The following is a 25,534-nucleotide window of genomic DNA, read 5'->3' on the forward strand; positions in this document are numbered from 1 at the left end:
CCGTGAGGTGCGTCCGGCCGCCGCCACTCAGGCGCGGCCGGGCGCGGCCTGGGCGGTTCCCGGGCTGGTCTTCTTCGCCCTCTTCGCGCTGGTGCCGATGGTGGGGGTCGTCTACCTGTCCCTCACCAGCTGGGACGGTCTCAGCTCTCCGCAGTTCACCGGGCTGAACAACTGGTCCCGGTTCCTCGGCGACGGCCAGATGTGGACGGACACCGTCGTCACCGCGGTCCTGCTGGTGGGCAACATCCTGGTGCAGGCGCCGATCAGCATCCTGCTGGGGGTCTGGTCGGCCGGCCGGCAACGCAACCGGGCCGTGCTGTCCGCGGTCTTCTTCGTGCCGCTGCTGTTCTCCACGGCGGCCACCGCCGTCATGTGGCGGCAGCTGCTGGACCCGAACTTCGGCATCCCGGCCAAGCTGTCCGGCCTCATCGGCAGCACCGACCTGCTCGGCAGCCAGAGCGGCGCCGTCGCCTGCCTGGTCCTGGTCACCAGCTGGCAGTTCATCCCCTTCCACACCCTGCTCTACCAGGGCGCCGCCCGTACCGTCCCGGAGACCCTGTACCAGGCGGCGGCGATCGACGGCGCGGGAAGGGTGCGGCAGTTCTTCTCCATCACCCTCCCGCAGCTCCGCAACACCATCGTGACCTCGACCATCTTCATGGTCGTCGGCGGGCTCACCGCGTTCGACATCGTGCTGCTGCTCACCGACGGAGGGCCCGGCACGGACACGTCGATCCTGCCCTTCGCGATGTACCAGACCGCTTTCCGGACCTACGACTACGGATACGCCAGCGTGATCGCCAGCTTCCTGCTGCTGCTCGCCACCGGCGCCTCCTTCGTCATGGTGAAGCTCAGCGGCTACGACAAGATGACCAGCACCCTGGAGGGAATGTGAGAAGCCGCCCGAACTACCTGGCCGGCATCGCCGCGTTCGCCTGGCTGCTGATCATCGGCACCCCGATCTACGCGCTGGTGAACTCCGCGTTCATGTCGCAGTCCGCGTACAGCGACCGGGGGCCGCTGTCCCTCCCCTTCTCCGGCATCACCTTCGGGAACTTCGCCACCGTGGTGGACAGCGGCTTCCTGCGCTACCTGTGGAACACCATCCTGGTCGCGGCCGCCACCGTCGCCATCGTGCTGCTGTTCGCGGTGCCCATCAGCTACGCCGTGGTCCGCGGGACCAGCTGGCTGACCAGAGGCGTGTTCCGGCTGTTCCTGCTGGGGCTGGCGATCCCGGCCCAGGCGGTGATCATCCCGCTCTTCCTGATCATCAACCGCCTGGGCTTCTACGACAGCTTGTGGGGCGTCATCCTGCCCACTGCGGCCTTCTCGCTGCCGGTCAGCGTGCTGGTGATCAGCGGCGGGATGCGGGAGATCTCGGTCGAGCTCTACGAGGCCATGACGCTGGACGGCGCCACACCCGCCCGGATCCTGCGGGACCTGGTGGTCCCGCTGTCGCGTTCCAGCATCGCGAGCGCCTCGGTGTTCGCCGCCCTGCAGGCCTGGAACGGCTTCCTCTTCCCGCTGATCATGACGCAGTCCGACTCCAACAAGCTGGTCACCCTCGGGCTTTACAACTTCGTCTCCGAGTACGGGGCCAACATCCCGGCCCTGCTCGCCGCGGTACTGATGTCCGCGATCCCGATCCTCCTCGTCTACCTCTTCGCCCGCAGGGCCCTGGTGGCGGGACTCATGGGAGCCGGCGGCAAGTGATGACGGGCCGGGGAGTCCCCCGGCCCTTCAGCACGTAACGCCCCTGCCCGCCCCTTGCCCGCCCCGCCCCTTGCCTGCACTGCCCTCTACTTGCCCGCGCGGGCCGCCTTTGGCGTGCGCGCAGAGAAACGGACCTGTCTTGACGACCAGTGATGAACGCCCCGCGACCGGGCCCTGGAACGACACCGGCCTTCCGGCGTCCGTCCGCGCCAAGGCCCTGCTCGACTCCATGACCATTTCCGAGAAGGCCCGCCAGCTCGGCAGCTCCTGGCCGGGGCACGACGACGGCGGCGACGTCGCCCCGATGCAGGAGACCTTCCAGGACGCCGAAACCTTCGAGGAGGCCGTCGTCGACGGCCTCGGGCAGCTGACCCGGGTCTTCGGCACCGGCCCGGTCACCCCCCAGGCCGGCCGCGAACGTCTCGCGGAGCTGCAGGCCCAGGTGGTGGCCGCCAACCGGTTCGGCATCCCGGCCGTCGCCCACGAGGAGTGCCTGACCGGGTTCACCACCTGGCAGGCCACCGTCTACCCGACCGCGCTCGCCTGGGCCGCCACCTGGAACCCCGACCTGGTCCGGGCGATGGCCCGCGCCATCGGCACGGACATGGCGGCCGTCGGCGTCCACCAGGGCCTGTCCCCCGTCCTCGACGTGGTGCGCGACTACCGCTGGGGACGGGTCGAGGAGACCCTCGGCGAGGACCCCTACCTGGTCTCCGAGCTCGGTCTCGCCTATGTCCAGGGCCTGCAGTCGGCCGGTGTCGTGGCCACCCTGAAGCACTTCGCCGGCTACTCCACCTCCCGGGCCGCACGCAACCACGCACCGGCCGCCCTCGGTCCCCGCGAGTTCGCCGACGTCATCCTGCCCCCGTTCGAGAAGGCCGTGCTGCACGGCCGCGTCGGCTCGGTGATGAACGCCTACAACGACGTCGACGGCGTCCCGTGCGCCGCCGACGAGCGGCTGCTCACCGGGCTGCTGCGGGACACCTGGGGCTTCACCGGGACGGTGGTCTCCGACTACTGGTCGGTCGCCTTCCTCGCCTCCATGCACCACCTCGCCGACGGCATACCCGACGCGGCCCACCTCGCGCTGCGGGCGGGCCTCGACGTGGAACTGCCGCACACCTCCGGCTACGGCGATCCACTGCGCGCGGCGGTGGAGGACGGCAGAGTCCCGGTCGAACTCCTGGACCGGGCCGTGCTGCGGGTGCTGACCCAGAAGGCCGAACTCGGCCTGCTCGACAGCGACTGGCACCCCGCGCAGTACACCGCGCCCGCGGACTTCGACTCGCCCGGCAACCGGGACATCGCCCGCCGGATGGCGGAGGAGTCGGTGGTGCTGCTCGACAACGGCGCGGACCTGCTGCCGCTGGCCCCGCTGGCCGGCCCGCGGACCATCGCGGTCGTCGGGCCCGCCGCCGACGACGCCCAGTGCCTCTTCGGCTGCTACTCCTTCCCCAACCACGTACTGCCGCACCACCCCGACCTCCCCCTCGGCGTCCAGGCGCCGACCGTGCTCGACGCGGTCCGGCGGGAGTTCCCGCAGGCGACGGTCGAGTATGTGACCGGCTGTCAGATCACCGGCGAGGATCGCAGCGGCATCGAAGCGGCGGTGGCCGCAGCCACGGGCGCGGACCTGACGCTGCTCGTGGTGGGCGACCGTTCCGGCCTGTTCGGCCACGGGACCTCGGGCGAGGGCTGCGATGTCTCGTCGCTGCAACTCCCCGGTGTGCAGGACGACCTGGCGCAGGCCGTGCTGGCCGCCGCCGACCGGGCCGTGCTGGTGGTCGTCTCCGGCCGCCCCTACGCCGTCGGCCGTCACGCCGCGGCGGCGGACGCGACCCTGCAGGCGTTCTTCCCCGGGCAGGAGGGCGCGGCGGCCATCGCCGGCGTGCTCTCCGGACGGGTCAACCCGTCCGGGCGCCTGCCGGTCCAGATCCCCGGCGACCTCGCCGGCCAGCCGGGCACCTACCTGGCGGTCGCGCTCGCGCTGAAGAGCGACGGCGTGAGCAACATCGACCCCACCCCCGCCTTCCCCTTCGGGCACGGGCTGTCCTACACCGGCTTCACCATCGGCGACGTCCAGGCCTCCGAGAGCGTCATCGCCGTGGACGGCTCGGTGACGGTGACCGCCACGGTGACCAACACCGGCGACCGGGCCGGCACCGCGGTGCCCCAGCTCTACCTCACCGACCTGGTCGCCACCGTCACCCGCCCGGTCCGGCAGCTGATCGGCTTCACCCGCGTCGACCTGGAGGCCGGCCAGAACCGCACGGTGCGGTTCGGGGTCCACGCGGACCTGACCAGCTTCACCGGTCAGGACCTGCAGCGGCGGGTGGAGCCCGGACGGGTGCTGCTGCGTCTCGCCCAGTCAGCCGGGGACCCCGGGACCACCGTCCTGGTCACCCTGGAGGGCGACACCCGCATCGTCGACCACACCCGGACGCTGAGCGCCCCGGTGACGGTGGATCAGGACTGAACCCCAGCACAGCAAGAAGCCCCAGGCCGGTTCACCGGCCTGGGGCTTCTTCCGTTGTGACTAGCCGCGGCTCCAGGTCTGGTTGGTGGTGCCGAGACCGGTCCACAGTTCCACCGGCGATCCGTTGGCCGTCGCCGCACCGGTGACGTCGATCACCAGACCGTTGGAGCGGTTGGCGATGGACCCGTTCAGCCGGAACGACCACTGCTGGCTGCTCTTGCCGTTGCAGGTCCAGAGGATGAGCTTGGTGCCCGCGGTGGTGCCGTCACCGTTCGCGGCGAGGCAGCTGCCGGAGACCCGCAGCTCGCCGGCGGCGGTCGGCGTGATCTCCTGGTTGGCGTTCCCGGAGCAGTCGTAGAGCTGCACCTGCACACCCAGCGCGCCGTTCGGCACGTCGAGGCAGCGGCCGGAGGCGCTGCCGACCAGAGTGGAGGCCACACCGACGGTCGAGGCGTCCGCGACCACCTGCCACTCCTGCGAGTAGCCCGCCGCAGCGTTGCTGGAGGTGTCGATCAGCGTTCCCAGGGTGACGGCGCCGCCGGCGGTCGCGCCCGTCATGTACATCGAGGTGTTGAGAACCGACTGGATCTTGTAGTACCCGTCGCTCTGGAGCACCATGTTCCACTGCTTGTCGGTGGCCCCGTCGTCGACCCACTGGGCGAGCTGCTGACCCGCGGTCGCGCTGCCGGTCCAGATCGCGGCGGCGCGACCGCCCGCCTTGTTGAGCAGGGTCACGCTGCTGCCCTTGGCCGTCAGATGCCAGCGCTGCGAGGCGTCGGTGGAGTCCGCCGCCCGCGTGATCAGGTCGGGGACGTTCCCGGTGAGGTTGGCGTCCTGGGTCTTCCCGGAGGTGGGGCTGAGGACCTGCCCCGTCAGCCGGTTGACCAGGGTGTCGTAGGTGCCGTCGGACCGGCCGAGGTCGACCTCGGCGTAGTGCACGGGTCCGACGCTGCCGCCGCTCCAGGCGGCCTGCAGGATGAGGATCCGTCCTGTTCCCTGGACGTACTGGAGGGCCCGGCTGTAACCGGCGGCCATCGGCGTCTGGTACTGCTTCCAGGTGCCGGTGCTCAGACCGGACTCGTTCACCCAGACGCTGCCGCTGCCGGCCGCGTTGTAGACGATGCGTCCGTCCGGCATGGCCTCAAGTACCGGGCTGCCGCCGGTCGCCAGCGTGTTTCCGCCCGAGGGCACCGGCAGCGAGGTGATCGCGGCGTCGGTGGCCGAGAAGAACTTCAGCGGGTCGCTGGAGATCCGGTAGCGGACGTTGGTCCCGCCGCCCCAGTACTCGTAGGTCAGCAGCCACTTGCCGTCGGTGGTGGGGACGATCGTCTCCATGCCCGGACGGCCGCCGCCGATCTCGGTCTTGCTGCTGCTCATGGTCACGGTGCTGCCCGGCACGTCGACGACCGGCGAGCTCCAGGAGTCGGCGCTGACGCCGTCCCAGGTCCGGTGCATCAGCACCTGGCCGCCCGAATCCGTCGCCGTGGCATTGGCCGAGTCGAGCGTCGGAGCCCCGGTGGTGGTGTCGTAGCCGGTGTAGTCGTTCTCGTCGGAGTAGTAGGCGATCAACTGGCCGTTGTGGGCCATCAGATACGGCTCCCAGACGGCGTCCGCCTGGGCGTAGGTGTTGGCGGTCGAGACCCGGCCGAGGTTTCCGGCGCTGCCGCCCTGCCATCCGCCGGCCGCGATGATGTTGTCGATGCTCCAGGTCACGCCGTTGTCGGTGCTGGAGTACAGCGCGAGTGCCACGTTCTGGCGGTCACCGTCACCGGACGGGGTCCAGGACGAGTTGGCGGCCTTCTGCTCCTCGTAGTACTGGTCGTCACCCGAGACGATGCTCGCGAGCATCAGCGTGCCCGCGCTCAGCGAACCGACCGCCTGCGGCAGCACATAGAGATAAGGGTTCGTCCAATTGCTGGTGTATGCCGCGTACTTGGAGTCGCTGGAAAGGTAGGCGGGCGCTTTGACATCGGACAGCTTCGTCCAGGTCGTGCCATTGTCGTCGCTCGCGTGGATGGGTATCGTCTGCCCCACCGGAGCGCTCTCGCTGTCCTCGAACGCGGCCACGAGCCGGCCGCTCGGAAGCTGGGCCGCCTTCGGGTAGAGAACGCACGGACTCTTGTTGCACGAGGCGGAATTGGTCGCCACGTACAGGTTGGACGAGCTCGGCTGATACGCCGCCGCGCTCGTCGCGGAGGCGACGGCGAATACCGCTCCGACACAGAAGGCCGTCGCAGCCGCGACAGCCCTCCGTACCAATCGATGGATCATTTCAGTTCCTCTGTGCGGCCGAATGGAAATCCATTTCGCGACCCATTCGCCAGTGCCACCGCACGGGGGGATGCGAATTGCGCCGAATGAGGCGTGAGCCGGATGCAGACAGTATTGTGGCGCTTCGCCGCCATGTCACCGCTGCGTTGCCGAAAGGCTTTCGAAATCCGCCCGTCACCGGCTGTTGACGCAGCGGCAACGGGGGACGGGGCTCGCCGGACCTGCGGGGCCTCGGCGAGAATCGTCCTCTCGATTTTGAGAACACGACTGGGTAGCCTGGGGCCATGAAGTTCGCCCTGCGCTTCGACTTCCGCAATCCGGACATGTCCGGCACCACCATGGCCGACCGCTATGCGGCGGCCCTCGACATGGCCGCCTGGGCCGACCGGCTCGGCTGCACCAGGATCACCGTCTCCGAGCACCACGGCTCCCCGGACGGATACCTGCCCAGCCCGATCCCGATGCTCGCGGCGATGGCCGCCCGCACCAGCGACGTCCGCTTCCTCATAGCCGCGCTGATCGCCCCGTTCCACGACCCGCTGCGGCTGGCCGAGGACCTGATCGTGCTCGACAACCTGAGCCGGGGCCGGGTCGACCTGATCGCCGCGGGCGGCTATGTGGACGAGGAGTTCGCCCTCTTCGACGTCCCGATGCGTGAGCGGGGCAGGCGGGTGACCGAGGCGGTGCACACCCTGAAGGCGGCCTTCACCGGGGAGCCGTTCGCCTACCGGGGCCGCACCGTGCACCTGACGCCGGCGCCGTTCCGCCCCGGCGGGCCGAGCGTGCTGCTGGGCGGAAGCAGCGAGCCGGCCGCGCGGCGGGCCGCCCGCATCGCCGACGGGTTCGTCCCCTCGGTGCCCGAGGTGTGGGAGTTCTACCGGGACGAGGTCCAGCGGCTCGGCCGCCCCGACCCCGGCCCCAGCCCGGTCGGCGGGAACCGTGTGGTGGCGCTCGCCGAGGACCCCGAGAAGGGGTGGGAGCAGATGGCGCCGTACTTCCTGCACGAGACCAACGCCTACGGCGCCTGGCAGGCCCGGGCCGACGTGGCCGCACCCTACCGAACCGTCGCCGACGGTGCGGCGCTGCGGGTCACCGGCCAGTACCAGGTGCTGACGCCCGCTCAGTTCGTGGCCGAGCAGCAGGCGTCGTCCTCACCGTTCGTCCAGTTCCACCCGCTGTGCGGAGGGATGCCGATGGAGCTGGCCTGGTCGAGCCTGCGCCTCTTCGAGCACGAGGTGCTGCCCGCCTTCACTGTCGGCGGCGTAACCCGCCGTGAGGACGTCGAAGGCGTGGTTCCGGTGCTCGGCGAACAGGGGCAGGACACGGTCGGCGTCACCTGAGCGCAGGGCGCGTGCGAGTTCGCGGTGTTCGGCCGCGATGTGCTCGGTGTAGTCGTCGTCGCCCCCCGACCGGCCACTACAGCCGCCCCGACGTCTTCACCGTGGAGGTCGACCGGCGGCGCAGGCGGCGCCGGAGGCGGTCGGACAGTCCGTCGCGCTGCCCAGGAGCCGTAGTGCCGCCTCCGACGGCGAGCCGGGCTCGGACGTGTAGGCGATCAGGCGCTGGCCCGAGGTGCCGGGGATGACCAGATTCTCGAAGCTGAGTTCCATTGCACCGACCAGCGGGTGACGCAGTTGCTTCACCCCTGACGTGCAGGTGCGCACCGGGTGCCGGGCCCAGAGAGAGGCGAACTCGTCGCAGTTCATGGCGAGTTGACCGATGAGCTCGGCCAGGGAGCGGTCGTCGGGGTGGCGGCCGGCGACCAGGCGCAGGGAGGCCACGGCGAGTTGGGCCTGGTCGTGCCAGTCGGTGTACAACGCCCGGTACTGCTGGTCCAGGAACAGCATTCGGGTCAGGTTGGGGCGGGTGGCGGGCGTACCGGGGCCCTCGGGCGGCAGATGTCCGGCGAGCAGCGCGTGGCCCAGTCGGTTCCAGGCAAGGACGTCGCCGCGCCGGTCCATGACGACGGCCGGTACGTCGGTCATGGCCGCCAGCAGCTGCCGGGCCGAGGCGCTGGCGTGCGCCACCCGGTGCGGTGCGACGCGGTGTGACGCTGCAGCCGGGCGGGCGAGGTCCTTCAGGTGGGCCGTCTCGTCGTCGGTGAGGCGCAGGGTGCGCGCGATCGCCTCCAGCAGGCCCTCGGAGGCATGGGTCGCGCGGCCCTGTTCGAGGCGGGTGTAGTGGGTGATGCTGACGCTGGCGAGCGTCGCCAACTCCTCACGGCGCAGCCCGGTGACGCGGCGACGGGTCGGGTGCGGGGTGATGCCGACGTCCTCGGGGCGCAGCGCGGCACGGCGCGACTTGAGGAAGTCTCCCAGCTCGGACGGGGCGTCCATGCATGCCTCCAGGTCGGCGGAGTGCGGCAGGAAGTGACCACCGACTTCCCATGATGCCCGCCGGTCCCGGGGACCGAACGCCGTAAGGGTGGTGCTGTGGTGACTACCCTCGCGCCGGCTGTGCAAGGCAGGGCTCTGGCTGGGAGGCCGGACGCCGACGAGCCTTTTCGGTGACCCGAACCATGAGGAAAGGGACTCGACTTCATGTCTGTCACTGATACGGAGGCGGCCGGTACCGCGCCCGGCACCGCCGTCGGCACGGCACCGGAAGCGCTGACGCCACGGCTTCGGCTGGTGCTGGTTCTGCTGCTCTCGACGCAGTTCATGCTTGCCGTGGACTTCGCCATCCTGAATGTGGCACTGCCGGTGATCGGCAAGGACCTGGGCTTCTCGATCGCGCATCTGACCTGGATCGCCACCTCGTTCGCGCTGTGCGCGGCGGGTTTCACCCTGCTCTTCGGCCGGGTCGCGGACCTGTTCGGCCGGCGCCGGCTGTTCCTCTGGGGCCTCGTGGTCCTGGGCGCGGCCTCGCTGGTGGGCGGGCTGGCGCAGAACCCGGCGATGCTGATCACCGCCCGCGTCCTCCAGGGGCTGGCCACCGCGGCCGTGACCCCTGCCGCGCTGTCGCTGATGACGACCTCGTTCCCGGAGGGCCCGCTCCGTCAGAAGGCGCTCGGCCTCAACGGGGCGCTGATGTCCAGCGGATTCACCACCGGCGCCGTCCTCGGCGGCGTGCTGACCGACCTGCTGTCGTGGCGGTGGGCGTTCTTCATCAATGTGCCCGTCGCGCTCACCGTGCTGATCATCGCCCCGAGGGTGATCAAGGAGTCCCGGCCCGACGAGCGTCCCGAGCTGGACCTGCCCGGCGCCGTCAGCGTCACGCTCGGCCTGCTGGCCGTCGTCTTCGGGCTCACCCGGGCGGGCCAGAACGGCTGGGGCTCGGCCACCGCCCTGCTGTCGCTGGTGGCCGGCGCGCTGCTGCTGGCGGTGTTCTACGCCGTCGAGCGCAAGGTGTCCGCGCCGCTGGTGCCGCTCAGTGTGCTCGGCAAGCGGTCGGTGGCCTGGGGCAACCTCGCCGGTCTGATCGCGTTCCTCACCGAGACCTCCCTGGTCTTCCCGCTGACCCTCTACCTGCAGGATGTGCTCGGCTTCTCCCCGCTCACGGCCGGCCTGTCCTTCGGCGTCCTCGGCCTGGGAACGGTCACCGGCGGCTTCACCGCCGCGAGGGTCATCGGGAGGATCGGCACCAAGCGGACGCTGATCGTGGGCGGCATCCTGCAGACCGTGTTCACCGCGGCCCTGCTCGGCCTCGGCCAGGACCGCTCCTCGATGTGGCTGATGCTGGTCGCCAGCTTCATCGGCGGTGTCGGCAACATGCTCGTCATCGTGAGCTTCATGGTCACCGCCACCTCGGGGCTGGCCGACCATGAACAGGGTCTGGCCACCGGCCTCGCCACCATGACCCAGCAGGTCGGCATCACCATGGGCACGCCGATCATGAGCGCCGTCGCCACCGCCGCCATGGTCGGCACCGGGGCCTCGGCCATGCTCGGCGGTCTGAAGGCGGCAATCGCGGTGAACGCCGCCATCGTGCTCCTCGGCCTCCTCACCAGCGCCGTGTTCCTGCGCGGCGACCGGTCGGCGGCGCGGTAGGCCGAGCGGCGGCCTCGGGGTGCTAGCCGGTGGTCCCGGTGGCGAAGACGGGCCAGCCGATCTCGGTCCGCCAGGCTCCCTCGTCGGCGGTGTCGTCCGGGCCGACCAGGTAGTACTCGCGCAGTGGCCCGTCGAGCGCCAGTTCGTGCTCGGCGACGTGAGCGGCGAGGGTCCCGTACGCGCGGTCGATGTCGTCGTGCGGGCCCGGGTGGGTGATGGTGGCCAGCTCGGCGGCGGGCACCGTCATCGGCGTGACGCGGCCCATCGGCCGGAGCCGTCCGTGGCAGGGGATGAAGACGGTCGACCGGCCGTACTCGTCGGCGAACAGCTCGTCGGCGAACATCCCGCCGGCAGGGCCGTCCGCGCGCAGGCCCTGGGCGGTCAGCGTGGCGTGCAGTTCCCCCAGCGCTCCCCGGTACCACAGCAGGGCGTCGGTGACGCCGACGTCCTCGCTGATCGCCGCGGCGGGCGTCGCCCGCACGCTGCGGTGCCCGATCGCCGCCGGTGCGGCCCGGTGCTCCAGCAGGTCGCGCAGTGACGCCACGGCCTGCTGCGTCCGGGCCAGGCCGGCCTCCATCCGGGCGAGGTGGGCCGCGATGAGGTGGTCCCGGGTCCGCAGGTCGGGCGCGGACAGCACGGCCTGGATGTCGTCCAGCGGCATGTCCAGGGCCCGGAACCGGCGGATCACCTGAGCTGCCGGGATCTGCTCGGTCGCGTAGCGGCGGTAGCCGGTGTCCGGGTCGACGTCGGTCGGCTCCAGCAGTCCGATCTGGTGGTAGTGCCGGAGCGTTCGAATGCTCAGGTGCGTCGCCTTGGAGAAGTCACCGATCGTCAGCGCGTGGCTCATCCGCTCATCATCAACCCTCCAGTCATGTGAGGGTCAACGCGACATCGCGGCCTTGACCCTCACACCGCGGGAGCGGTGAGCCTGGACCATGGCAGACCGACCGAGAGAGAGGGATCCAAGCCATGTCCAGCACCACAACCGGCCTCCCCGCCGTCGTGGCCGAGCACATCGCCGCGGTCAACGCCTTCGACACCGAACGCATCGTGGCGACCTTCGCGCCCGACGCGTACGTCAACGACAACCGGCGCGAGATCTGGGGCACCGACGCGATCCGCAGGTTCATGGACAAGGAGTTCGTCGGCGATCGCGTCACCATGGAGGTGCGCGAGGTCATCGACCACCACGGCGACATCATCGTCCGCGCCGAGTACGACGGCGACTACGACAAGACCAACCTGCCCGAGGTGCTGGTCATGACCAGCTACTTCGCCATCCGCGACGGCAGGATCACCAGCCTGACCGTCATCTTCACCCAGCCCTCCCCGTACTGAGCGGGGCCGCAGGTAGGCAGGGAGCGACATGAACGAGATCCGTCCCTTCCGCGTCGGGATCAGCGGCGCGGTGATCGACGACCTCCGCGCGCGGCTGGCGCGGACCCGATGGCCGGAGCGGGAGCCCGTCGACGACTGGTCGATGGGGATCCCACTGGCGTACGTGCGGGAACTCGCCGGGTACTGGGCGGAGTCCTACGACATGCGGCGCGTCGCCGATCAGCTGAACCGCTACGAGCAGTTCATGACGACGATCGACGGGGTCGACATCCACTTCCTGCGCGTCCGCTCCCCCGTCGCCGGGGCGACGCCGTGCATCATGACGCACGGCTGGCCGGGGTCGGTGGTGGAGTTCGTCAAGGTCATCGATCCGCTGGTGGATCCGGTCGGCCACGGCGGGGAGGCGTCCGACGCGCTCGAACTCGTGATCCCGTCGCTCCCGGGCCACGGGTGGAGCGGGAAGCCGGCCGTGACCGGTTGGACCGTCGAGAAGATCGCGCAGGCGTGGATCGAGCTGATGGACCGGCTCGGCCATAAACGCTGGGCGGCACAGGGCGGCGACTGGGGAGCTCTGGTCAGTTCGGCGATCGGACGGCTGGCCGATCCCGAGAAGCTGATCGGGATCCACCTCAACTGGGCGCTCGCCGACCCGGCGAAGCTGACGGAGCTCGGCGGGCCGACCGAGGAGGAGCAGCGCTACCTCGCGAGACTCCGGCAGGCCGGCGAGGCCGAGGGCGGCTACGCGATCGAGCAGGCGACCAAGCCGCAGACGCTCGGATACGGCCTGACCGATTCGCCGACCGGCCAGCTCGCCTGGATCGTCGAGAAGTTCAAGACCTGGTCGGACTGCGGCGACGACCCGGAGAACTCCTTCACCAAGGACGAGCTGCTGGACCATGTGATGGTCTACTGGACCTGCGCCGCGGCGGCCTCCTCGGCCCGCCTGTACTGGCACTCGCTCGCGTCGAGCGTGGGGAGCTTCGACGAGGTGCCCGCGCCGTCCGCGTACTCCCGCTTTCCCGCGGACAACGTCGCGCTGTCGGAGCGCTGGGCGCGGACCCGCTACACCGATCTGCGTTACTACGGCACGCCGGCGCGGGGCGGTCATTTCGCCGCCTACGAGGCTCCGGCCGAGTTCGTCGCGGAGGTGCGCGCGGGGCTGCGCGCCCTCGCCCGCACCCCGGGTCACCAGGATCGGCAGACCGCCGCGATCTAGCATGAAGAGCAAGGCATCATCTCCGGGCCCGCGCCACAGCGGCAGGGAGGCCGGCATGGCGTTCAACACGTTCAACACGACCGGTTATGAGCAGGCGGACAGCTGCCGCTACCTGCCGATCTCCGAACACGGCCTGATCGGCGATCTCCGTACCGCCGCCCTGGTCGGCACGGACGGCACCATCGACTGGTACTGCTGCCCGCGCTTCGACGCGCCCAGCGTCTTCGGGTCCATCCTCGACACCGACCGCGGCGGCTCGTTCGAGCTGGCGGCCGATGTGCCGACCCGCACCAGGCAGTTCTACTTCCCCGACACCAACGTCCTGATCACGCGGTTCTTCGCGGCGGACGGGGTGGCGGAGATCCAGGACTTCATGCCGGTGGTCGACGAGTCGCGGGAGGCGGCCCGGCACCGGCTGATCCGGCGGGTGGTCTGCGTCCGCGGCACCCTCCCGTTCAGGGCGCGGATCGCCCCACGCTTCGGCTACGGCGCCGAGGCGCACACCGCGCACCTCGAAGGCGACGCGGCGGTGTTCCGCTCCCCGTCCCTGACGCTCGCGCTGACCTCCACCGCACCGCTGGAGTGCGACGGCCTGGACGTGCGGTCGCACTTCAAGCTCCTTGAGGGCGAGTCCAACGTCTTCGCCCTCGACCGGATCGGCGACGACGTCCCGGCCCGGTCCTGCCTGCGCGCCGAGGCGCAGGAGCAGGCCGAGGCGACGGTCAGGTTCTGGCGCCACTGGCTGGCCGGTTCGCGCTACCACGGGCGGTGGCGGGAGATGGTGAACCGCTCCGCGCTGGTGCTGAAACTGCTCACCTACGCGCCGACCGGGGCGATCGTCGCCGCGCCCACCACCAGCCTGCCCGAGCAGATCGGCGGCGAGCGCAACTGGGACTACCGGTACGTCTGGGTCCGCGACGCCGCCTTCTGCGTCTACGCCATGCTGCGCCTCGGGTTCACCTCGGAGGCCGAGGCGTTCATGGGATTCCTCTCCGAACGCGGCATCCTGCGCGGCACCGGCGCCACCGGCCCGTTGCAGATCATGTACGGCATCGACGGGCGCAGCGAGCTGCCCGAGTACGAGCTGCCGCACCTGGAGGGCCACCTGGGGTCGGCGCCGGTCCGCGTGGGCAACGCCGCCACCGGTCAGCTCCAGCTGGACATCTACGGGGCCCTGATCGACTCGATCTACCTCTACGACAAGTGGGGACAGCCGATCAGCAGCGACCGCTGGGACGAGGTCGGCGCGGTGGTCGACTGGCTGTGCGAGCACTGGGACCAGCCCGACGAAGGTGTCTGGGAGACCCGGGCGGGCCGCAGGAACTTCGTGTACTCGCGGCTGATGTGCTGGGTGGCGCTGGAGCGGGCGATCCGGCTGGCGAACCGCCGCGGCCTGCCGGCCGACCTGCCCCGCTGGCAGGCGTCCCGCGACGCGATCTACCGGCAGATCATGCGGCGCGGCTGGTCGGCCCGGCGCGGCGCGTTCGTCCAGGCCCTGGACGACGACGTGCTGGACGCCTCACTGCTGATGATGCCGATGGCCAAGTTCGTCTCACCCACCGACCCCAAGTGGCTCTCCACCCTGGACGCCCTCACTGCCGATCTGGTCTCCGACTCGCTGGTCTACCGCTACGACCCGGCCACCAGCCCGGACGGCCTGCACGGCCCCGAGGGCACCTTCTCGATCTGCTCCTTCTGGTACGTCGAGGCACTGGCCCGCGCCGGCCGGCTGGAGGAGGCCCGGCTGGCCTTCGAGAAGATGCTCACCTACGCCAACCACCTCGGCCTCTTCGCCGAGGAGATCGGCCCGACCGGCGAACAACTCGGCAACTTCCCCCAGGCCTTCACGCACCTCTCGCTGATCAGCGCCGCCTTCAACCTCGACCGCGCTCTCGGCTGACACGCGCGGGGAACTCCCGGGCCAGCTCCTCCCGTGACGCCTCGTCGAGTCGCACCGACGCGGTGGCGACGTTCTCGGCCAGGTGCGTGCGGGTGCGGGTGCCGGGGATGAGCAGGATGTTGGGCGCGAGGTCGAGCAGCCAGGCCAGGGCGAGCTGCGCCGGGGTGGCCCCCAGACGTCTGCCGAGGTCACCGAGGACGGGACTGGAGAGGATCCGGTTCTGGACGCCGCGCGGCCAGCCGAGCGGGCAGAAGGGCACGAACGCGATCCCTCTGTTCGTGCACTCCTGGAGCACGTCGAGGGAGCCCTGGTCCGCGAGGTTGAAGAGGTTCTGGACGCAGACGATCTCCGTCTGGTCGACCGCCCGCAGCAGGTGCTCCCGCGAGATGTTGCTGAGGCCGATGCCGTCGATCAGCCCCTCGTCGCGGGCCCGGACGAGCGCCGCCAGCTGGGCGTCGAAACGCCTGCCCGGTGCGGCCGTCCGGTCGACCATCCGCAGGTTCACCGCGGCCAGGCGCTCCACGCCGAGGGTGGCGAGATTCTCCTCGACGCCTTCGCGCAGCTGGTCGGGCTCGTCGTAGGGCAGGACGGCGCCGCTCTCGTCGCGCCGTGCGGCGACCTTGCTGACGATGGCCAGGTCGTCCGGGTAGGGGTGCAGTGCCTCACGGATCAACTCGTTGACGACGCCGGGGCCGTAGTACTGCGCGGTGTCGATGTGGTTGACGCCTTCGGCGACCGCGGCGCGCAGCACGCGCAGCGCCTCGTCGCGGTCGCGGGGCGGGCCGAAGACGTTGTCACCGGCCAGCTGCATCGCGCCATAGCCGATCCGGCGCACCCGCCAGGGGCCGAGAGCGTACGAACCTGCGAACGCGAGCGGAGGGTTGCGGCGGGCGGTCATGACGATCTCCTCCATAACTTGAGCCTTCAAGTCGAACTCTAGACCCATCGACTTGAAGGCTCAACTCAGTCATGGCTGGATGGACCCCAGTTGCCAGGCCTTCATGCTGCGGAGGGTGGCGGTGCCGTTGTCGGCGAAGAGGTCGACTCCGGTGCTGGAAGGGTCGGGGAAGACCTGGTCGGTGAGGACGACCTGTTCGCCGCGGGCGTTCTCGGCGTACACCTCGACCGAGGAGGAGTCGACGAGGACGTGCAGGCGCAGGGTCCCGCCGTGGAGAGCGAGGGGGGCGCGCTGGACGCCGGGGAAGGAGGGGTCGAAGTCGACTGCTCCTGAAGCGGTGCGGTCGATGTACACCTCGCCGGTGGTGGTGTCGTAGCCGATCCGGGTGCGTTGCCCGGACCCGGTACGCACGTCGAGGCCGAAGTCGGTGGCGCTGCCCGCGGTGAGGTCGGCCTGGAGCTCCAGGCTGCTGCCCTGCACGCCGAGGGCCGCGGTGGTGTTGGTGACGCGGGTGGTGGAGACGTGGGCACCGGCGCGGCGCAGGCCGGCCAGTCCGTCGACCGGCTGCTGGATCAGCTGGACCTTGCCGTCCACCGTTCGCAGCGCGAGCCGGCGGGGGAAGGTGTCGGCGCTGCGCCACGGGCTGGTGGGGATGCTCCCGCCGTAGTTCCAGTTGTTCATCCAGCCGATCATGATGCGGCGGCCGCCGGGGGCGTCGTTGTAGGTCTGGGAGGCGTAGAAGTCCTCGCCGTAGTCGATCCAGTGGGCGCGTTGGAGGACGGACAGCGCAGGCTGGTCGGCGGTTGCGAACTGATCGGCCAGGACGTGGCCCCAGCCGCCGGTGTTGTTGTCGACGATCTGGATCTGGACCTGCTTGCCCCGGTAGGCGGTGGCGTTGAAGGAGGCCCAGTCGAGGTTCTCGGAGTCGGTGCCAGTGGCGCTCTGCACCACCTGGCCGTTGACGAGGAGGTTGACGCCGGTCTCGGTGGAGACGGGCTGGGCCCGGGTGTCGGACAGGACGACCTGGTCGAGGTTGATGTGGCCCCAGCCGCCGGTATCGGCGTCCACGACCTTGATCTGGGCCTGCTTGCCCTGCAGGTCGGACAGGTCCCAGGAGGCCCAGTTCAGGGCTTCGTCGTTGGTGCCGGTGGCAGAGCGCACCACCTGGCCGTCGACGACGAGTTCGACCGCGGTGGGAGCGTCGGAGGAGGCCGGGTGGTCACCGCCGCCGATGAGGAAGTCCACGTACTTCTTGTCGATGGTGAACGCCGGGGAGGTGAGGGTGCCGGTGGAGGCGTCGCCGTTGAGGTAGCTGTTGACCAGCCCGTGGCCGAGGTAGCCGGAGACCTGCTGCTGGTTGGGGAGGGTGCCCTGGGCCGGGCCGGTCCCGAAGGCGGTGCCGGTGGTCGTCCAGTCCCCGATGGGGCTGGAATAGGTCGTGCCCTCGAAGTCGGAGAGGACTTCGCCGGTGGGTACCGGTTCATTCCCCAGGACGGTTCCGGGGACGTAGGGGTGGTTGCCGCCGCCGACCTTGAAGTTGATGTAGTTGCTGGTGACGGTGAACGCCGGGGAGGTGAGGGTGCCGGTGGAGGCGTCGCCGCCGTTGAAGCTGTCGGCGAAGTACGCGCCCTCCGCGCCCGTGACCGTGGACTGGCCGGCCAGCGCGCCGGCCGCCGGCGCGTCGCCGAACGCGGTGCCGGAGGGCGCCCAGGCGCCGTAGGTTCCGGACTCGAAGTCCTGCAGCGCGGTGCCGGGGGGCGCGGTGTAGGTGCCGGCGTCGTCGGAGGTGAAGTGGGTACCGTCGAAGTCGCCGGTGAAGTACTGGACTCCCGTGCCGCCGGCGATCGACTGGGTTCCGACTGCCAGCACCCACGTGGTCTTCCTCGGGTCCCCGTCCACCGCGAGCGGGAAGAGGTCCGGGCACTCCCAGGCCCCGCCGGTGGCTCCGGCAGGGCCGAAGTCGCTCAGGTGGGTCCAGTTCCTGAGGTCGGTGGAGCTGTAGAGGGAGACCTTGTGCTGGTCGGAGAGGGCGACTGCCATCAGCCAGCTGTGGGTGGGGGCGTACCAGAAGACCTTGGGGTCGCGGAAGTTCTGCGAGTTGAGGTCGAGCACCGGGTTGGCGGCGTACTTCTTCCAGGTCAGGCCGCCGTCGGTGCTGTAGGCGAGGGACTGCCGCTGGATCCCGGTGGCCTTCACCAGGCTGGTGTAGACGGCGACCAGGGGCGGGTCTGCCTTGGTGCCGAGGCCGGAGCTGTTGTCCTTGTCCAGGACGACGCTGCCGGAGAAGACCATCTCGTCGGCATCCTGCGGGATGGCGACCGGGAGCTGCGTCCAGTGCACGAGGTCGGTGCTCACAGCGTGGCCCCAGGACATGTTGCCCCAGGTGTTGCCGGAGGGGTTGTACTGGAAGAAGAGGTGGTACCGGCCCTTGTACCAGATCAGGCCGTTGGGGTCGTTCATCCAGTTCTGGGCCGGGGTGAAGTGGAACTGGGGCCGGTACTGCTCGTGGTAGAGAGTGTCGGCAGTGGCGGGTGAAGAGGCGACGAGGGCCAGTCCGGACAGGACGGCCGTGGCGGCGAGGAGGCTACGGCTCCGGCGGGTGGGTCTGGACACGGTGCTCCTTTTGTCGGGTTCGTGTACAGCGCAGCAGATGTGATCCTCCGTCGACTCGGGCTACGGCTTGCGTGTCGGAGCCTTCGTACCGCCCTTCGCGGGGCGGACGAGCCTGACGCCGCAGCGGAAGCGGCGGCTCTGCCCGGGGGCGATGGTGATCGCGGTTGCGAATTCGTCGCGGTTGAAGGAGTTCGTCATGGTCTCGACCGGCTCGATGGCTATGGATGTGCGCCGGTCTCTGGGCAGGGTGTCACCGGTGAAGACGTGCAGGAAACCGCTCTCCTGCCAGATCCGCAGCTCGCGGCCGGTCTTCGGGTCGCGCAGGACGGTCTCGGCGCGGCCGTCGGGCCCGAAGTGGAGGTCGGCGTAGCAGGCGTCGATGACGCGTTGGCCGACCGGATTCGCGCCACGGAAGTCCATCTCCGGCAGGTCGTTCAGGTCGATGCGACAGTCGGCGCCGTCGACGGGGATGAGTTCGTCGTCGGTGCGGACGAGGGTGCGGGCCGGGATGCGCAGTTCCAGGTCGTCGATGTCCGCGGCGCCGTTGCCGAGTCGGAAGTAGGGGTGCCAGCCGGCTGCGTACGGCGCTGCCACGTCGCCGGTGTTCACGGCGTGGATGTCGAGGACGAGTTCGTCCTCGGTGACGGTGTAGGTGACGGTGAGGTCGAGCGAGAAGGGGTAGCCGTCGAAGCGTCCCGGCCGGATCCCGTGGCTGCGCAGGACCAGTTGGGCGCTGTCGGCCGTGGTGGTGGCGCGTTCCAGGACGAAGGGCGCGGTGCGGGCGAAGCCGTGGTAGACGGTCCGGTCGCCGGTCACGCCCGGGAGCAGGTCGTGCTCCCGGGCGTCGAAACGGTAGCGGCCGTCGGCGATGCGGTTGGGGAAGGGCGCCAGCACGCCGTTGCGCACGCCGGACTGCTCGTGCAGCTCGGCGGGGTCGTGGTAGCCGTCGGTGAGCTCAAGGGGCTCGCCGTCCTGGTCGATCCGCCAGCTGAGCAGGGTCGCCCCGTGCAGGGCCACGGCGGCGCGCACGGTGCCGCCGTGGCTGCCGACCGCCAGGCAGGGTTCGCCTTCCCAGCTGAACGGCTCGACGGTCCACCCGCTCATGCGACTGCCGGGGGGAGCTTCTTGGCGCCGGTCATGATGGCCACCGCGTCCTCCATGGAGTGCGTGTCCGGGGTGATGACGCCCACGCAGGCGCCGAGCCGCTGGATGTGGATGCGGTCGGCGACCTCGAAGACGTTCGGCATGTTGTGGCTGATCAGGATCACGCCGAGGCCCTGGTCGCGCAGGTCGCGGACCAGTTTGAGGACCTGGCCGGTCTCGCGGACGCCGAGCGCCGCCGTCGGCTCGTCCAGGATGACGACCTTGCCGCCGAAGGCCCCGGCCCGGGCGACCGCGACGGCCTGGCGCTGGCCGCCGGACAGGGTCTCCACCGCCTGGTTGATGTTCTGCAGGGTGCTGATGCCCAACCGCTTGACGTGGGCTTCGGCCTGACGCTTCATCTCCCCGGTGTCGAGCATCCGGAGCACCGAGCCCAGCGGGCCCTTGCGCCGGATCTCCCGGGCGAGGAAGAGGTTGCTGGCGACGTCCAGGGCCGGCGCGACGGCCAGGGTCTGGTAGACCGTCTCGATCCCGGCCTCGCGGGCGTCCTGCGGGCGCTTGAAGTGGACGGGCGCGCCGTCGACGAGGATGGTGCCCTCGTCCGGGACGAGCGCGCCGGACAGGCACTTGATCAGGGTGGACTTGCCGGCGCCGTTGTCGCCGATGACGGCCAGCACCTCGCCCTGGCGCAGGGTGAGGTCGACGTCGTCCAGGCCGACGACCCGGCCGAAGGTCTTGACCAGGCCCCTGGCCTGGAGGATGGGGGTGGTCATGCCTTCACGCTCCGGATCCACTGGTCGACGGACACCGCGGCGATGACCAGCAGGCCGACCGCGAGGACCTGGTAGTTCGGGTCGAAGCCGGCCAGCGCCAGGCCGTTGTCGAAGACCTGGACGATCAGCGCGCCGATCAGCGAGCCGAAGATGACGCCACGGCCGCCGAAGAGGCTGGTGCCGCCGATGACGACGGCGGTGATCGACTCCAGGTTGGCGTTGATGCCGCTGTTGGGGTCGCCGCCGCCGACGCGGCCGACCAGGATCCAGGCCGCCACCGCGATGGCGAGCCCGGCGACCATGTAGGCGCTGAGCAGCACGCGGCTGACCGAGATGCCGGCCAGTCGGGATGCCTCGACGTCGTCGCCCACCGCGTAGAGGTGGCGTCCCCAGGCGGTGTAGCGCAGCGCGAATCCGAGCACCGCGTAGAGGGCGATCATCAGCAGCACACCGGTGGTGACGTGGAGTGAGCCGATGGAGATGGTGTCCGCGGTCCACAGCAGGAAGCTGCCCGGCTGCAGCGCGACGGTCTGCCCCTTGGCGTAGATCAGCGTGATCGCGGTGAAGACGCTGAGCGAGCCGAGGGTGACGATGAACGGGGGCAGCTTGATCCGGGTGACCAGCAGGCCGTTGACCGCCTGGGCCGCGATCGCGACAGCCGCTCCGATCAGCAGGGCGAGGAGCCCGTTGACGTGGCTGTCGAAGACCAGCTTGGACATCACCAGTGAGGCGAGCACCATCACCGCGCCGATCGACAGGTCGATTCCGGCGGTGAGGACGACCAGGGTCTGGCCGGCCGCGAGGGCGCCGACGACGGCCACCTGCTGGGCGACCAGGGAGAGGTTCTGCAGCGAGTAGAAACGGCTGTTGAGCAGCGCGAAAGCGATGCCTGCCAGCAGCAGGACGATCGCCGGGCTGAGCGCCGGCTGCCGGTGCAGTACCGAGTGAACGCGCTGGCCGATGCCGGCGGGGCGGTTGAGGAAGTCCTCCGCCGTCACGGGCGCGGTATCGCCGCTCGATTGGATGGTCACAACTGTCCTAACGTCGAGGCTGGTCGGTCGACCTCGAAGGTCTGGTCGGGGTGGTCGGCCGGGGGCGCCGGCGGCAGGCGCGGATGCCGCCGGCACCCCCGGGGCACCACGGGGCCCGGGGAGGAGGGCCCGCGGGGTGGCCCGGGGGTGGCCCGGAGGTTCAGCTGCCCCAGCAGGCGGAGGCGGCGTCGGTGGGCGACTGGATGGTGACACCCGAGACGCTCTTGGTCGCGACCAGGGCCGTGCCGGTGTCGTAGAAGGACTTGCCGGAGGTCACACTCGGCTTGGAGCCGCCGCGGGCGAGCTTGGCGATCGAGTCGACTCCGAGCGAGGCCATCTTGCCGGGGTACTGCACGGCGTCGGCGGTGAATTCGCCGCTGGTGACGAACTTCAGTCCGGCGCAGCTGCCGTCGATCGCGTAGACCGCGACCTGGCCGGCCTTGCCCGCGGCCTTCAGCGCGTTGTAGGCGCCCTCGGCGGCCGGCTCGTTGATGGCGTAGACGACGTTGATGTTGGGATTGGCGGACAGGCAGTTCTCCATCGCGGTGCGTCCGCCGTCGATGGCGCCCTGGGTGGGCTGGTGGCAGGCAATGGTGTAGCTGCCGCCGGAGTAGCTGCCGGTCTTGGCCTCCTGACCGTTCTGGGTGGTGCTGCCGGGGTTGATGCCCAGGCCCTGGAGGAATCCGTGGTCGCGGTCGATGTCGACGGAGACCACCTGGTTGTTGAAGAGGTCGAGCATGGCGATGACGGCGGGCTTGCCGCCCAGGGCCGTCGCCGCGTACTGGCCGTCGAGCTTGCCCGCCGCGGTGTTGTCGGTGGCGAAGGTGATGTCGGCGGTGCTGGGCGGGTTCGGCGAGGTGTCCAGCGCGATGACGAAGAGGCCGGCCTGCTTGGCCTGGTTGAGTGCGGCGTTGACCGCGTCCCCGTTGGTCGTGATCAGGATGCCCTTGTCGCCCCGGGAGATGGCGTTGTCGATGGCACTGATCTGGGTCTGGGTGTCGCCGTCCTTGGTGCCCGCGGCCACCGTGAGGCTCACGTTGTCCTTGGCGGCCGCGGCCTTGGCGTCGTTCTCCATGCTCACGAAGTAGGGGTTGGTCAGGGTCTTCAGGATGAGGGAGACCCCGACCCTGCTGCCGCCGGAGCCGCCGGAGGAGCTGGAGGAGCTGCTTCCGGAGCCGGCGGTGGTGCTGGAGGAGCTGCAGGCGGCCAGCGCGGTCGCGACGCAGAGCGCGAGGCCCGCTGTCGCTGTCGTGCGCCCGACCTGACGGCGCGAGTTCGGGACATGAACGGTGTCGGAGTGGTTCATGAGGGTTCGTCCCTTCGTGGCCATCACATCGCGATGGTGAGACAACGTTGACTCGACGTGATAGTTCTCTCCGTGCCAGACTGCGTCAAGACGCTGATGGAAGCCCATCAGTAACAAGTTGGCAACGCAGGGACTCCTGGAGACAACGATGCCCGAGGGCGAGCTCGGGGCTGAGGCGCGCGGCGCCCGGCCCACGATGAAGGACGTCGCGGCACTGGCCGGGATCTCCATCAAGACCGTCTCCCGGGTCGTCAACGGCGTCAGCACGGTGGATCCCGAACTGGCCGCCCGGGTCCAGGAAGCCGCCCGCAAGCTCGGCTACCGACCGAACCTGACGGCGAGCAACCTGCGCCGCCGGGACGGGCGCACCGCGACCATCGGCATGCTCGTCGAGGACGCCGCGAACCCGTTCTCCGCGGCGCTGATGCGCGCGGTCGAGAACATCGCCCGCAGCCGCGGCGTCCTGGTGCTCTTCGGCAGTCTGGACGAGGACCCGGCGCGCGAGCGGGAGCTGGTCGGCGCGCTCCTCGACCGGCGCGTGGACGGGCTGGTGATCGTGCCCGCCGGGCTCGACCACAGCTACCTGGTCACCGAGCAGCAGGCCGGCACCCGACTGGTCTTCGTCGACCGCGAACCCAGCCTGCTCAACGCCGACGCAGTCGTGTCCGACAACCGGCACGGCGCGATCACCGCGGTCGAGCACCTCCTCGCCGCAGGACACCGGCGCATCGCCTACCTCGGGGACCAGATCTCCATCCCCACCGCCGCCCAGCGCTTCGACGGCTACCAGCACGCCCTGGGCTTCGCCCGCATCCCCCTCGACCCGGCCCTGATCCGCCACGGTCTGCGCACCGCCGAGGCCGCGGAGCAGACCGTCGAGCAGCTGCTCGCCCTCCCCGACCCACCCACCGCCCTGTTCACCAGTCAGAACCTGGTCACCATCGCCACCTGCCGAGCGCTGCGCCGGCTGAGGCGGCACCACGCGGTGGCCATGGTCGGCTTCGACGACTTCCCGCTCGCCGACATGCTGGAACCGGGGATCTCGGTGATCGCCCAGGACGCCGACGCGCTGGGCAGGCTCGCCGCCGGGACCCTCTTCCGCCGACTCGACGGCGACACCTCGCAGGCCGGGACCCTCACCGTGCCCACCCGCCTGATCCGGCGCGGCTCGGGCGAGTTGACGACAGGAGCAGGCACACGTGGCTGACACGAGCGAGACCACCGCGGCTTCCCCGGCCCCGGTGGTGACCGTCATCGGCGAGGCGCTCATCGACATGGTCCCCGGCGAGCGGCCCGGCGACTTCCGCGCTCTCCCCGGCGGCAGCCCCTTCAACGTCGCCATCGGCCTGGCCCGGCTCGGTCTTCGCACCTCGCTGATGGCCCGGCTGGCGGACAACGCCTTCGGGCGCATCCTGCGCGGGCAGGCCGAGGCCGAAGGCATCGACCTCGGGTGCGCCCCCCGCGCTGCCGAGCCCACCAGCCTGGCCATCGTCTCCCTGAACGAGCACGCCCAGGCCCACTACGACTTCTACCTCGACGGCACGGCCGACTGGCAGTGGACCGCCGCCGAGGCCGCCGACCTCCCGCCCGGCACCGCCGTCCTGCACCACGGATCCCTCGCCTCCTGGACCCCGCCCGGCGACGCCCACATCCACGGCCTCGCGGCGCGACTGCACCAGGGCGGCGAGGTCCTGGTCAGCTACGACCCCAACATCCGCCCGCACCTGCTCGGCGACCCCGACAAGGCCCGGCCGCAGGTGGAGCGCTCCGTCACCCGGACCCACCTGGTCAAGGCCAGCCGCGAAGACGTCGCATGGCTCTACCCGGACACGTCCCTGGAAGAGATCAGCGCACGCTGGCTGGGACTCGGCGCTCTCCTCGTCGTCATCACCGACGGCCCCGACGGCGCCCACCTGTACCGCCCGGGGGAGCAGCCGGTCACCCGACCGGGACGCAAGGCCGCGGTCGCGGACACCGTCGGCGCCGGAGACGCCTTCACCTCCGGCTTCCTCGACGCCCTCGTGCGACGCGGCCTCCACACGCCCGAACGACTCCGGCAGGCAACCCTGACGACGCTCGCCGGCGCCGCCGACGACGCGATCCTCGTCTCCTCCCTGACCTGCGAGCGCATCGGCGCCGACCCGCCCGCAGCAATGCCCAGGCCGCGCAGCTCCGCGCCCACCCCGCTCACACCGGCGGACCTCAGGCGAGCGCCGGTGCGGGGGCGGGCAGGTAGGGGGTGATGTTGCGCCAGGCGCGCTCGATGTACTCCTCCTTCTCGCCGACCGGGGCGACGTAGTGCAGCGCGCTTTCGGCGGCCTCGTTGCCCTCCAGGCGGGCGATGATCCAGCCGGCGAGGTAGTGCGAGGCCAGGCAGCCGCCGGCGGTGGCGATGTTGTCCTTGGCGTAGAAGGGCTGGTTGAGCACCTCGACGCCGGCGGCGACGACCCAGGGCTTGCTGGTCAGGTCGGTGCAGGCGGGGATGTCATGGAGCAGGCCGAGCCTGGCCAGCACGAGCGCGCCGGAGCACTGTGCCGCGATGAGCTGGCGCGCTGGGTCCAGGCGGCGCAGGATGTCCATGATCGCGGGGTCCTCGACGACCTCGCGGGTGGCGATGCCGCTGCCGACGATGACGGCGTCAGCGGCGCACGCCTCCTCAAGAGTGGACATCTGCTCGATGACCACCCCGTTCATCGACGTCACCCTGGGGCTGGGGGTGGCGATGGTGACGCGCCAGTCGTCGGTCCTGACGCGGTTGAGCACACCGAGAGCGATCAGGGAGTCGAGCTCGTTGTAGCCCTCGAAGGTGAGGATGGCGATGTGCACGGCGGCTGTCCTTCCGTAGGAGCGGGTGGGTCCTGACGGTAAGGACCCACGGACAGGACAGTCAAAGAATTGTCATGGATACA

20 protein-coding genes are annotated in these 25,534 nt (G+C 70.4%); 10 read left to right on the top strand and 10 right to left on the bottom strand.

The features are described from left to right. Positions 1 to 7: 7 nt before the first annotated feature. From ABH941_RS30375 to ABH941_RS30385, 3 genes are all read left to right on the top strand, one after another. Complete coding sequence (locus ABH941_RS30375; RefSeq protein WP_370132774.1) at positions 8 to 895, top strand: carbohydrate ABC transporter permease; 888 nt, start codon at positions 8 to 10, stop codon at positions 893 to 895. Further along, the gene (locus tag ABH941_RS30380) at positions 892 to 1,713 is read left to right on the top strand and encodes a carbohydrate ABC transporter permease (RefSeq protein WP_370132775.1); all 822 of its coding nucleotides are present in this window, start codon (positions 892 to 894) and stop codon (positions 1,711 to 1,713) included. Before ABH941_RS30375 ends, ABH941_RS30380 begins: the two co-directional genes overlap by 4 nt. A gap of 139 nt (positions 1,714 to 1,852) precedes the next feature. Then, positions 1,853 to 4,189, top strand: coding sequence for a beta-glucosidase (locus ABH941_RS30385; protein ID WP_370132776.1), 2,337 nt, complete (start codon positions 1,853 to 1,855; stop codon positions 4,187 to 4,189). A gap of 60 nt (positions 4,190 to 4,249) precedes the next feature. Here the strand turns inward: ABH941_RS30385 and ABH941_RS30390 are convergent, their stop codons facing one another. Next, positions 4,250 to 6,460 carry an RICIN domain-containing protein gene (locus ABH941_RS30390; RefSeq protein WP_370132777.1) on the bottom strand — a complete coding sequence of 737 codons (2,211 nt, stop codon included), beginning with the start codon at positions 6,458 to 6,460 and terminating at the stop codon, positions 4,250 to 4,252. A gap of 284 nt (positions 6,461 to 6,744) precedes the next feature. Between ABH941_RS30390 and ABH941_RS30395 the strand changes: the two genes are divergently transcribed. Continuing rightward, positions 6,745 to 7,800, top strand: a complete 1,056-nt coding sequence (locus ABH941_RS30395) for an LLM class flavin-dependent oxidoreductase (protein WP_370132778.1) — start codon at positions 6,745 to 6,747, stop codon at positions 7,798 to 7,800. Between the two features lie 96 nt (positions 7,801 to 7,896). Here ABH941_RS30395 and ABH941_RS30400 read toward each other — a convergent pair whose 3' ends face one another. Next, positions 7,897 to 8,796 (bottom strand): helix-turn-helix transcriptional regulator, encoded by a 900-nt coding sequence (locus tag ABH941_RS30400; RefSeq protein ID WP_370132779.1) that lies wholly within the window; start codon positions 8,794 to 8,796, stop codon positions 7,897 to 7,899. A gap of 204 nt (positions 8,797 to 9,000) precedes the next feature. Here ABH941_RS30400 and ABH941_RS30405 point away from each other — a divergent pair, with 204 nt between their 5' ends. Continuing rightward, positions 9,001 to 10,449, top strand: coding sequence for an MFS transporter (locus tag ABH941_RS30405; protein WP_370132780.1), 1,449 nt, complete (start codon positions 9,001 to 9,003; stop codon positions 10,447 to 10,449). A gap of 22 nt (positions 10,450 to 10,471) precedes the next feature. Here the strand turns inward: ABH941_RS30405 and ABH941_RS30410 are convergent, their stop codons facing one another. After that, on the bottom strand, positions 10,472 to 11,296 hold the full coding sequence (locus ABH941_RS30410) for a MerR family transcriptional regulator (protein WP_370132781.1): 825 nt from the start codon (positions 11,294 to 11,296) through the stop codon (positions 10,472 to 10,474). A 122-nt stretch (positions 11,297 to 11,418) separates the two neighbouring features. Between ABH941_RS30410 and ABH941_RS30415 the strand changes: the two genes are divergently transcribed. Genes ABH941_RS30415 through ABH941_RS30425 form a run of 3 tightly spaced genes read left to right on the top strand, consistent with a single transcriptional unit; the run spans position 11,419 to position 14,903 of the window. Beyond that, positions 11,419 to 11,787, top strand: coding sequence for a nuclear transport factor 2 family protein (locus ABH941_RS30415; RefSeq protein WP_370132782.1), 369 nt, complete (start codon positions 11,419 to 11,421; stop codon positions 11,785 to 11,787). 28 nt (positions 11,788 to 11,815) lie between these two features. Continuing rightward, positions 11,816 to 13,003, top strand: a complete 1,188-nt coding sequence (locus ABH941_RS30420; protein WP_370132783.1) for an epoxide hydrolase family protein — start codon at positions 11,816 to 11,818, stop codon at positions 13,001 to 13,003. A 55-nt stretch (positions 13,004 to 13,058) separates the two neighbouring features. Then, entirely contained in the window at positions 13,059 to 14,903 is a 1,845-nt protein-coding gene (locus ABH941_RS30425) for a glycoside hydrolase family 15 protein (RefSeq protein WP_370132784.1), read from the top strand. Here ABH941_RS30425 and ABH941_RS30430 read toward each other — a convergent pair. From ABH941_RS30430 to ABH941_RS30455, 6 genes are all read right to left on the bottom strand, one after another. Continuing rightward, entirely contained in the window at positions 14,878 to 15,801 is a 924-nt protein-coding gene (locus tag ABH941_RS30430) for an oxidoreductase (RefSeq protein WP_370132785.1), read from the bottom strand. The genes ABH941_RS30425 and ABH941_RS30430 overlap by 26 nt on opposite strands. A gap of 69 nt (positions 15,802 to 15,870) precedes the next feature. Next, positions 15,871 to 18,414, bottom strand: a complete 2,544-nt coding sequence (locus tag ABH941_RS30435; protein ID WP_370132786.1) for a GH32 C-terminal domain-containing protein — start codon at positions 18,412 to 18,414, stop codon at positions 15,871 to 15,873. A 60-nt stretch (positions 18,415 to 18,474) separates the two neighbouring features. Further along, complete coding sequence (locus tag ABH941_RS30440) at positions 18,475 to 19,518, bottom strand: aldose 1-epimerase (protein ID WP_370132787.1); 1,044 nt, start codon at positions 19,516 to 19,518, stop codon at positions 18,475 to 18,477. After that, the gene (locus tag ABH941_RS30445) at positions 19,515 to 20,288 is read right to left on the bottom strand and encodes an ATP-binding cassette domain-containing protein (RefSeq protein WP_370132788.1); all 774 of its coding nucleotides are present in this window, start codon (positions 20,286 to 20,288) and stop codon (positions 19,515 to 19,517) included. The genes ABH941_RS30440 and ABH941_RS30445 overlap by 4 nt, the downstream gene beginning before the upstream one ends. Further along, complete coding sequence (locus ABH941_RS30450) at positions 20,285 to 21,319, bottom strand: ABC transporter permease (protein ID WP_370132789.1); 1,035 nt, start codon at positions 21,317 to 21,319, stop codon at positions 20,285 to 20,287. Before ABH941_RS30450 ends, ABH941_RS30445 begins: the two co-directional genes overlap by 4 nt. A 160-nt stretch (positions 21,320 to 21,479) precedes the next feature. Beyond that, complete coding sequence (locus tag ABH941_RS30455) at positions 21,480 to 22,625, bottom strand: substrate-binding domain-containing protein (protein ID WP_370132790.1); 1,146 nt, start codon at positions 22,623 to 22,625, stop codon at positions 21,480 to 21,482. A gap of 148 nt (positions 22,626 to 22,773) precedes the next feature. Between ABH941_RS30455 and ABH941_RS30460 the strand changes: the two genes are divergently transcribed. Together ABH941_RS30460 and ABH941_RS30465 are read left to right on the top strand one after the other, a co-directional pair. Continuing rightward, entirely contained in the window at positions 22,774 to 23,832 is a 1,059-nt protein-coding gene (locus tag ABH941_RS30460; RefSeq protein ID WP_370132791.1) for a LacI family DNA-binding transcriptional regulator, read from the top strand. Continuing rightward, entirely contained in the window at positions 23,825 to 24,868 is a 1,044-nt protein-coding gene (locus tag ABH941_RS30465; protein ID WP_370132792.1) for a carbohydrate kinase, read from the top strand. The genes ABH941_RS30460 and ABH941_RS30465 overlap by 8 nt, the downstream gene beginning before the upstream one ends. Here the strand turns inward: ABH941_RS30465 and ABH941_RS30470 are convergent. After that, positions 24,828 to 25,451, bottom strand: a complete 624-nt coding sequence (locus tag ABH941_RS30470) for a DJ-1/PfpI family protein (RefSeq protein ID WP_370132794.1) — start codon at positions 25,449 to 25,451, stop codon at positions 24,828 to 24,830. The two genes, ABH941_RS30465 and ABH941_RS30470, sit on opposite strands and share 41 nt — an antisense overlap. Between the last annotated feature and the right edge of the window lie 83 nt (positions 25,452 to 25,534).

Origin of the sequence: Streptacidiphilus sp. EB103A (assembly GCF_041261405.1) — a bacterium.
GTDB lineage: Bacteria > Actinomycetota > Actinomycetes > Streptomycetales > Streptomycetaceae > Streptacidiphilus.

Bases quoted from the DNA above. Each gene is read 5' to 3' on its own strand.
- ABH941_RS30455 (WP_370132790.1), bottom strand. From the start codon at position 22,625: ATGAACCACTCCGACACCGTTCATGTCCCGAACTCGCGCCGTCAGGTC.
- ABH941_RS30395 (WP_370132778.1), top strand. From the start codon at position 6,745: ATGAAGTTCGCCCTGCGCTTCGACTTCCGCAATCCGGACATGTCCGGC.
- ABH941_RS30425 (WP_370132784.1), top strand. From the start codon at position 13,059: ATGGCGTTCAACACGTTCAACACGACCGGTTATGAGCAGGCGGACAGC.
- ABH941_RS30445 (WP_370132788.1), bottom strand. From the start codon at position 20,288: ATGACCACCCCCATCCTCCAGGCCAGGGGCCTGGTCAAGACCTTCGGC.
- ABH941_RS30440 (WP_370132787.1), bottom strand. From the start codon at position 19,518: ATGAGCGGGTGGACCGTCGAGCCGTTCAGCTGGGAAGGCGAACCCTGC.
- ABH941_RS30415 (WP_370132782.1), top strand. From the start codon at position 11,419: ATGTCCAGCACCACAACCGGCCTCCCCGCCGTCGTGGCCGAGCACATC.
- ABH941_RS30420 (WP_370132783.1), top strand. From the start codon at position 11,816: ATGAACGAGATCCGTCCCTTCCGCGTCGGGATCAGCGGCGCGGTGATC.
- ABH941_RS30430 (WP_370132785.1), bottom strand. From the start codon at position 15,801: ATGACCGCCCGCCGCAACCCTCCGCTCGCGTTCGCAGGTTCGTACGCT.
- ABH941_RS30400 (WP_370132779.1), bottom strand. From the start codon at position 8,796: ATGGACGCCCCGTCCGAGCTGGGAGACTTCCTCAAGTCGCGCCGTGCC.
- ABH941_RS30390 (WP_370132777.1), bottom strand. From the start codon at position 6,460: ATGATCCATCGATTGGTACGGAGGGCTGTCGCGGCTGCGACGGCCTTC.
- ABH941_RS30410 (WP_370132781.1), bottom strand. From the start codon at position 11,296: ATGAGCCACGCGCTGACGATCGGTGACTTCTCCAAGGCGACGCACCTG.
- ABH941_RS30460 (WP_370132791.1), top strand. From the start codon at position 22,774: ATGCCCGAGGGCGAGCTCGGGGCTGAGGCGCGCGGCGCCCGGCCCACG.
- ABH941_RS30405 (WP_370132780.1), top strand. From the start codon at position 9,001: ATGTCTGTCACTGATACGGAGGCGGCCGGTACCGCGCCCGGCACCGCC.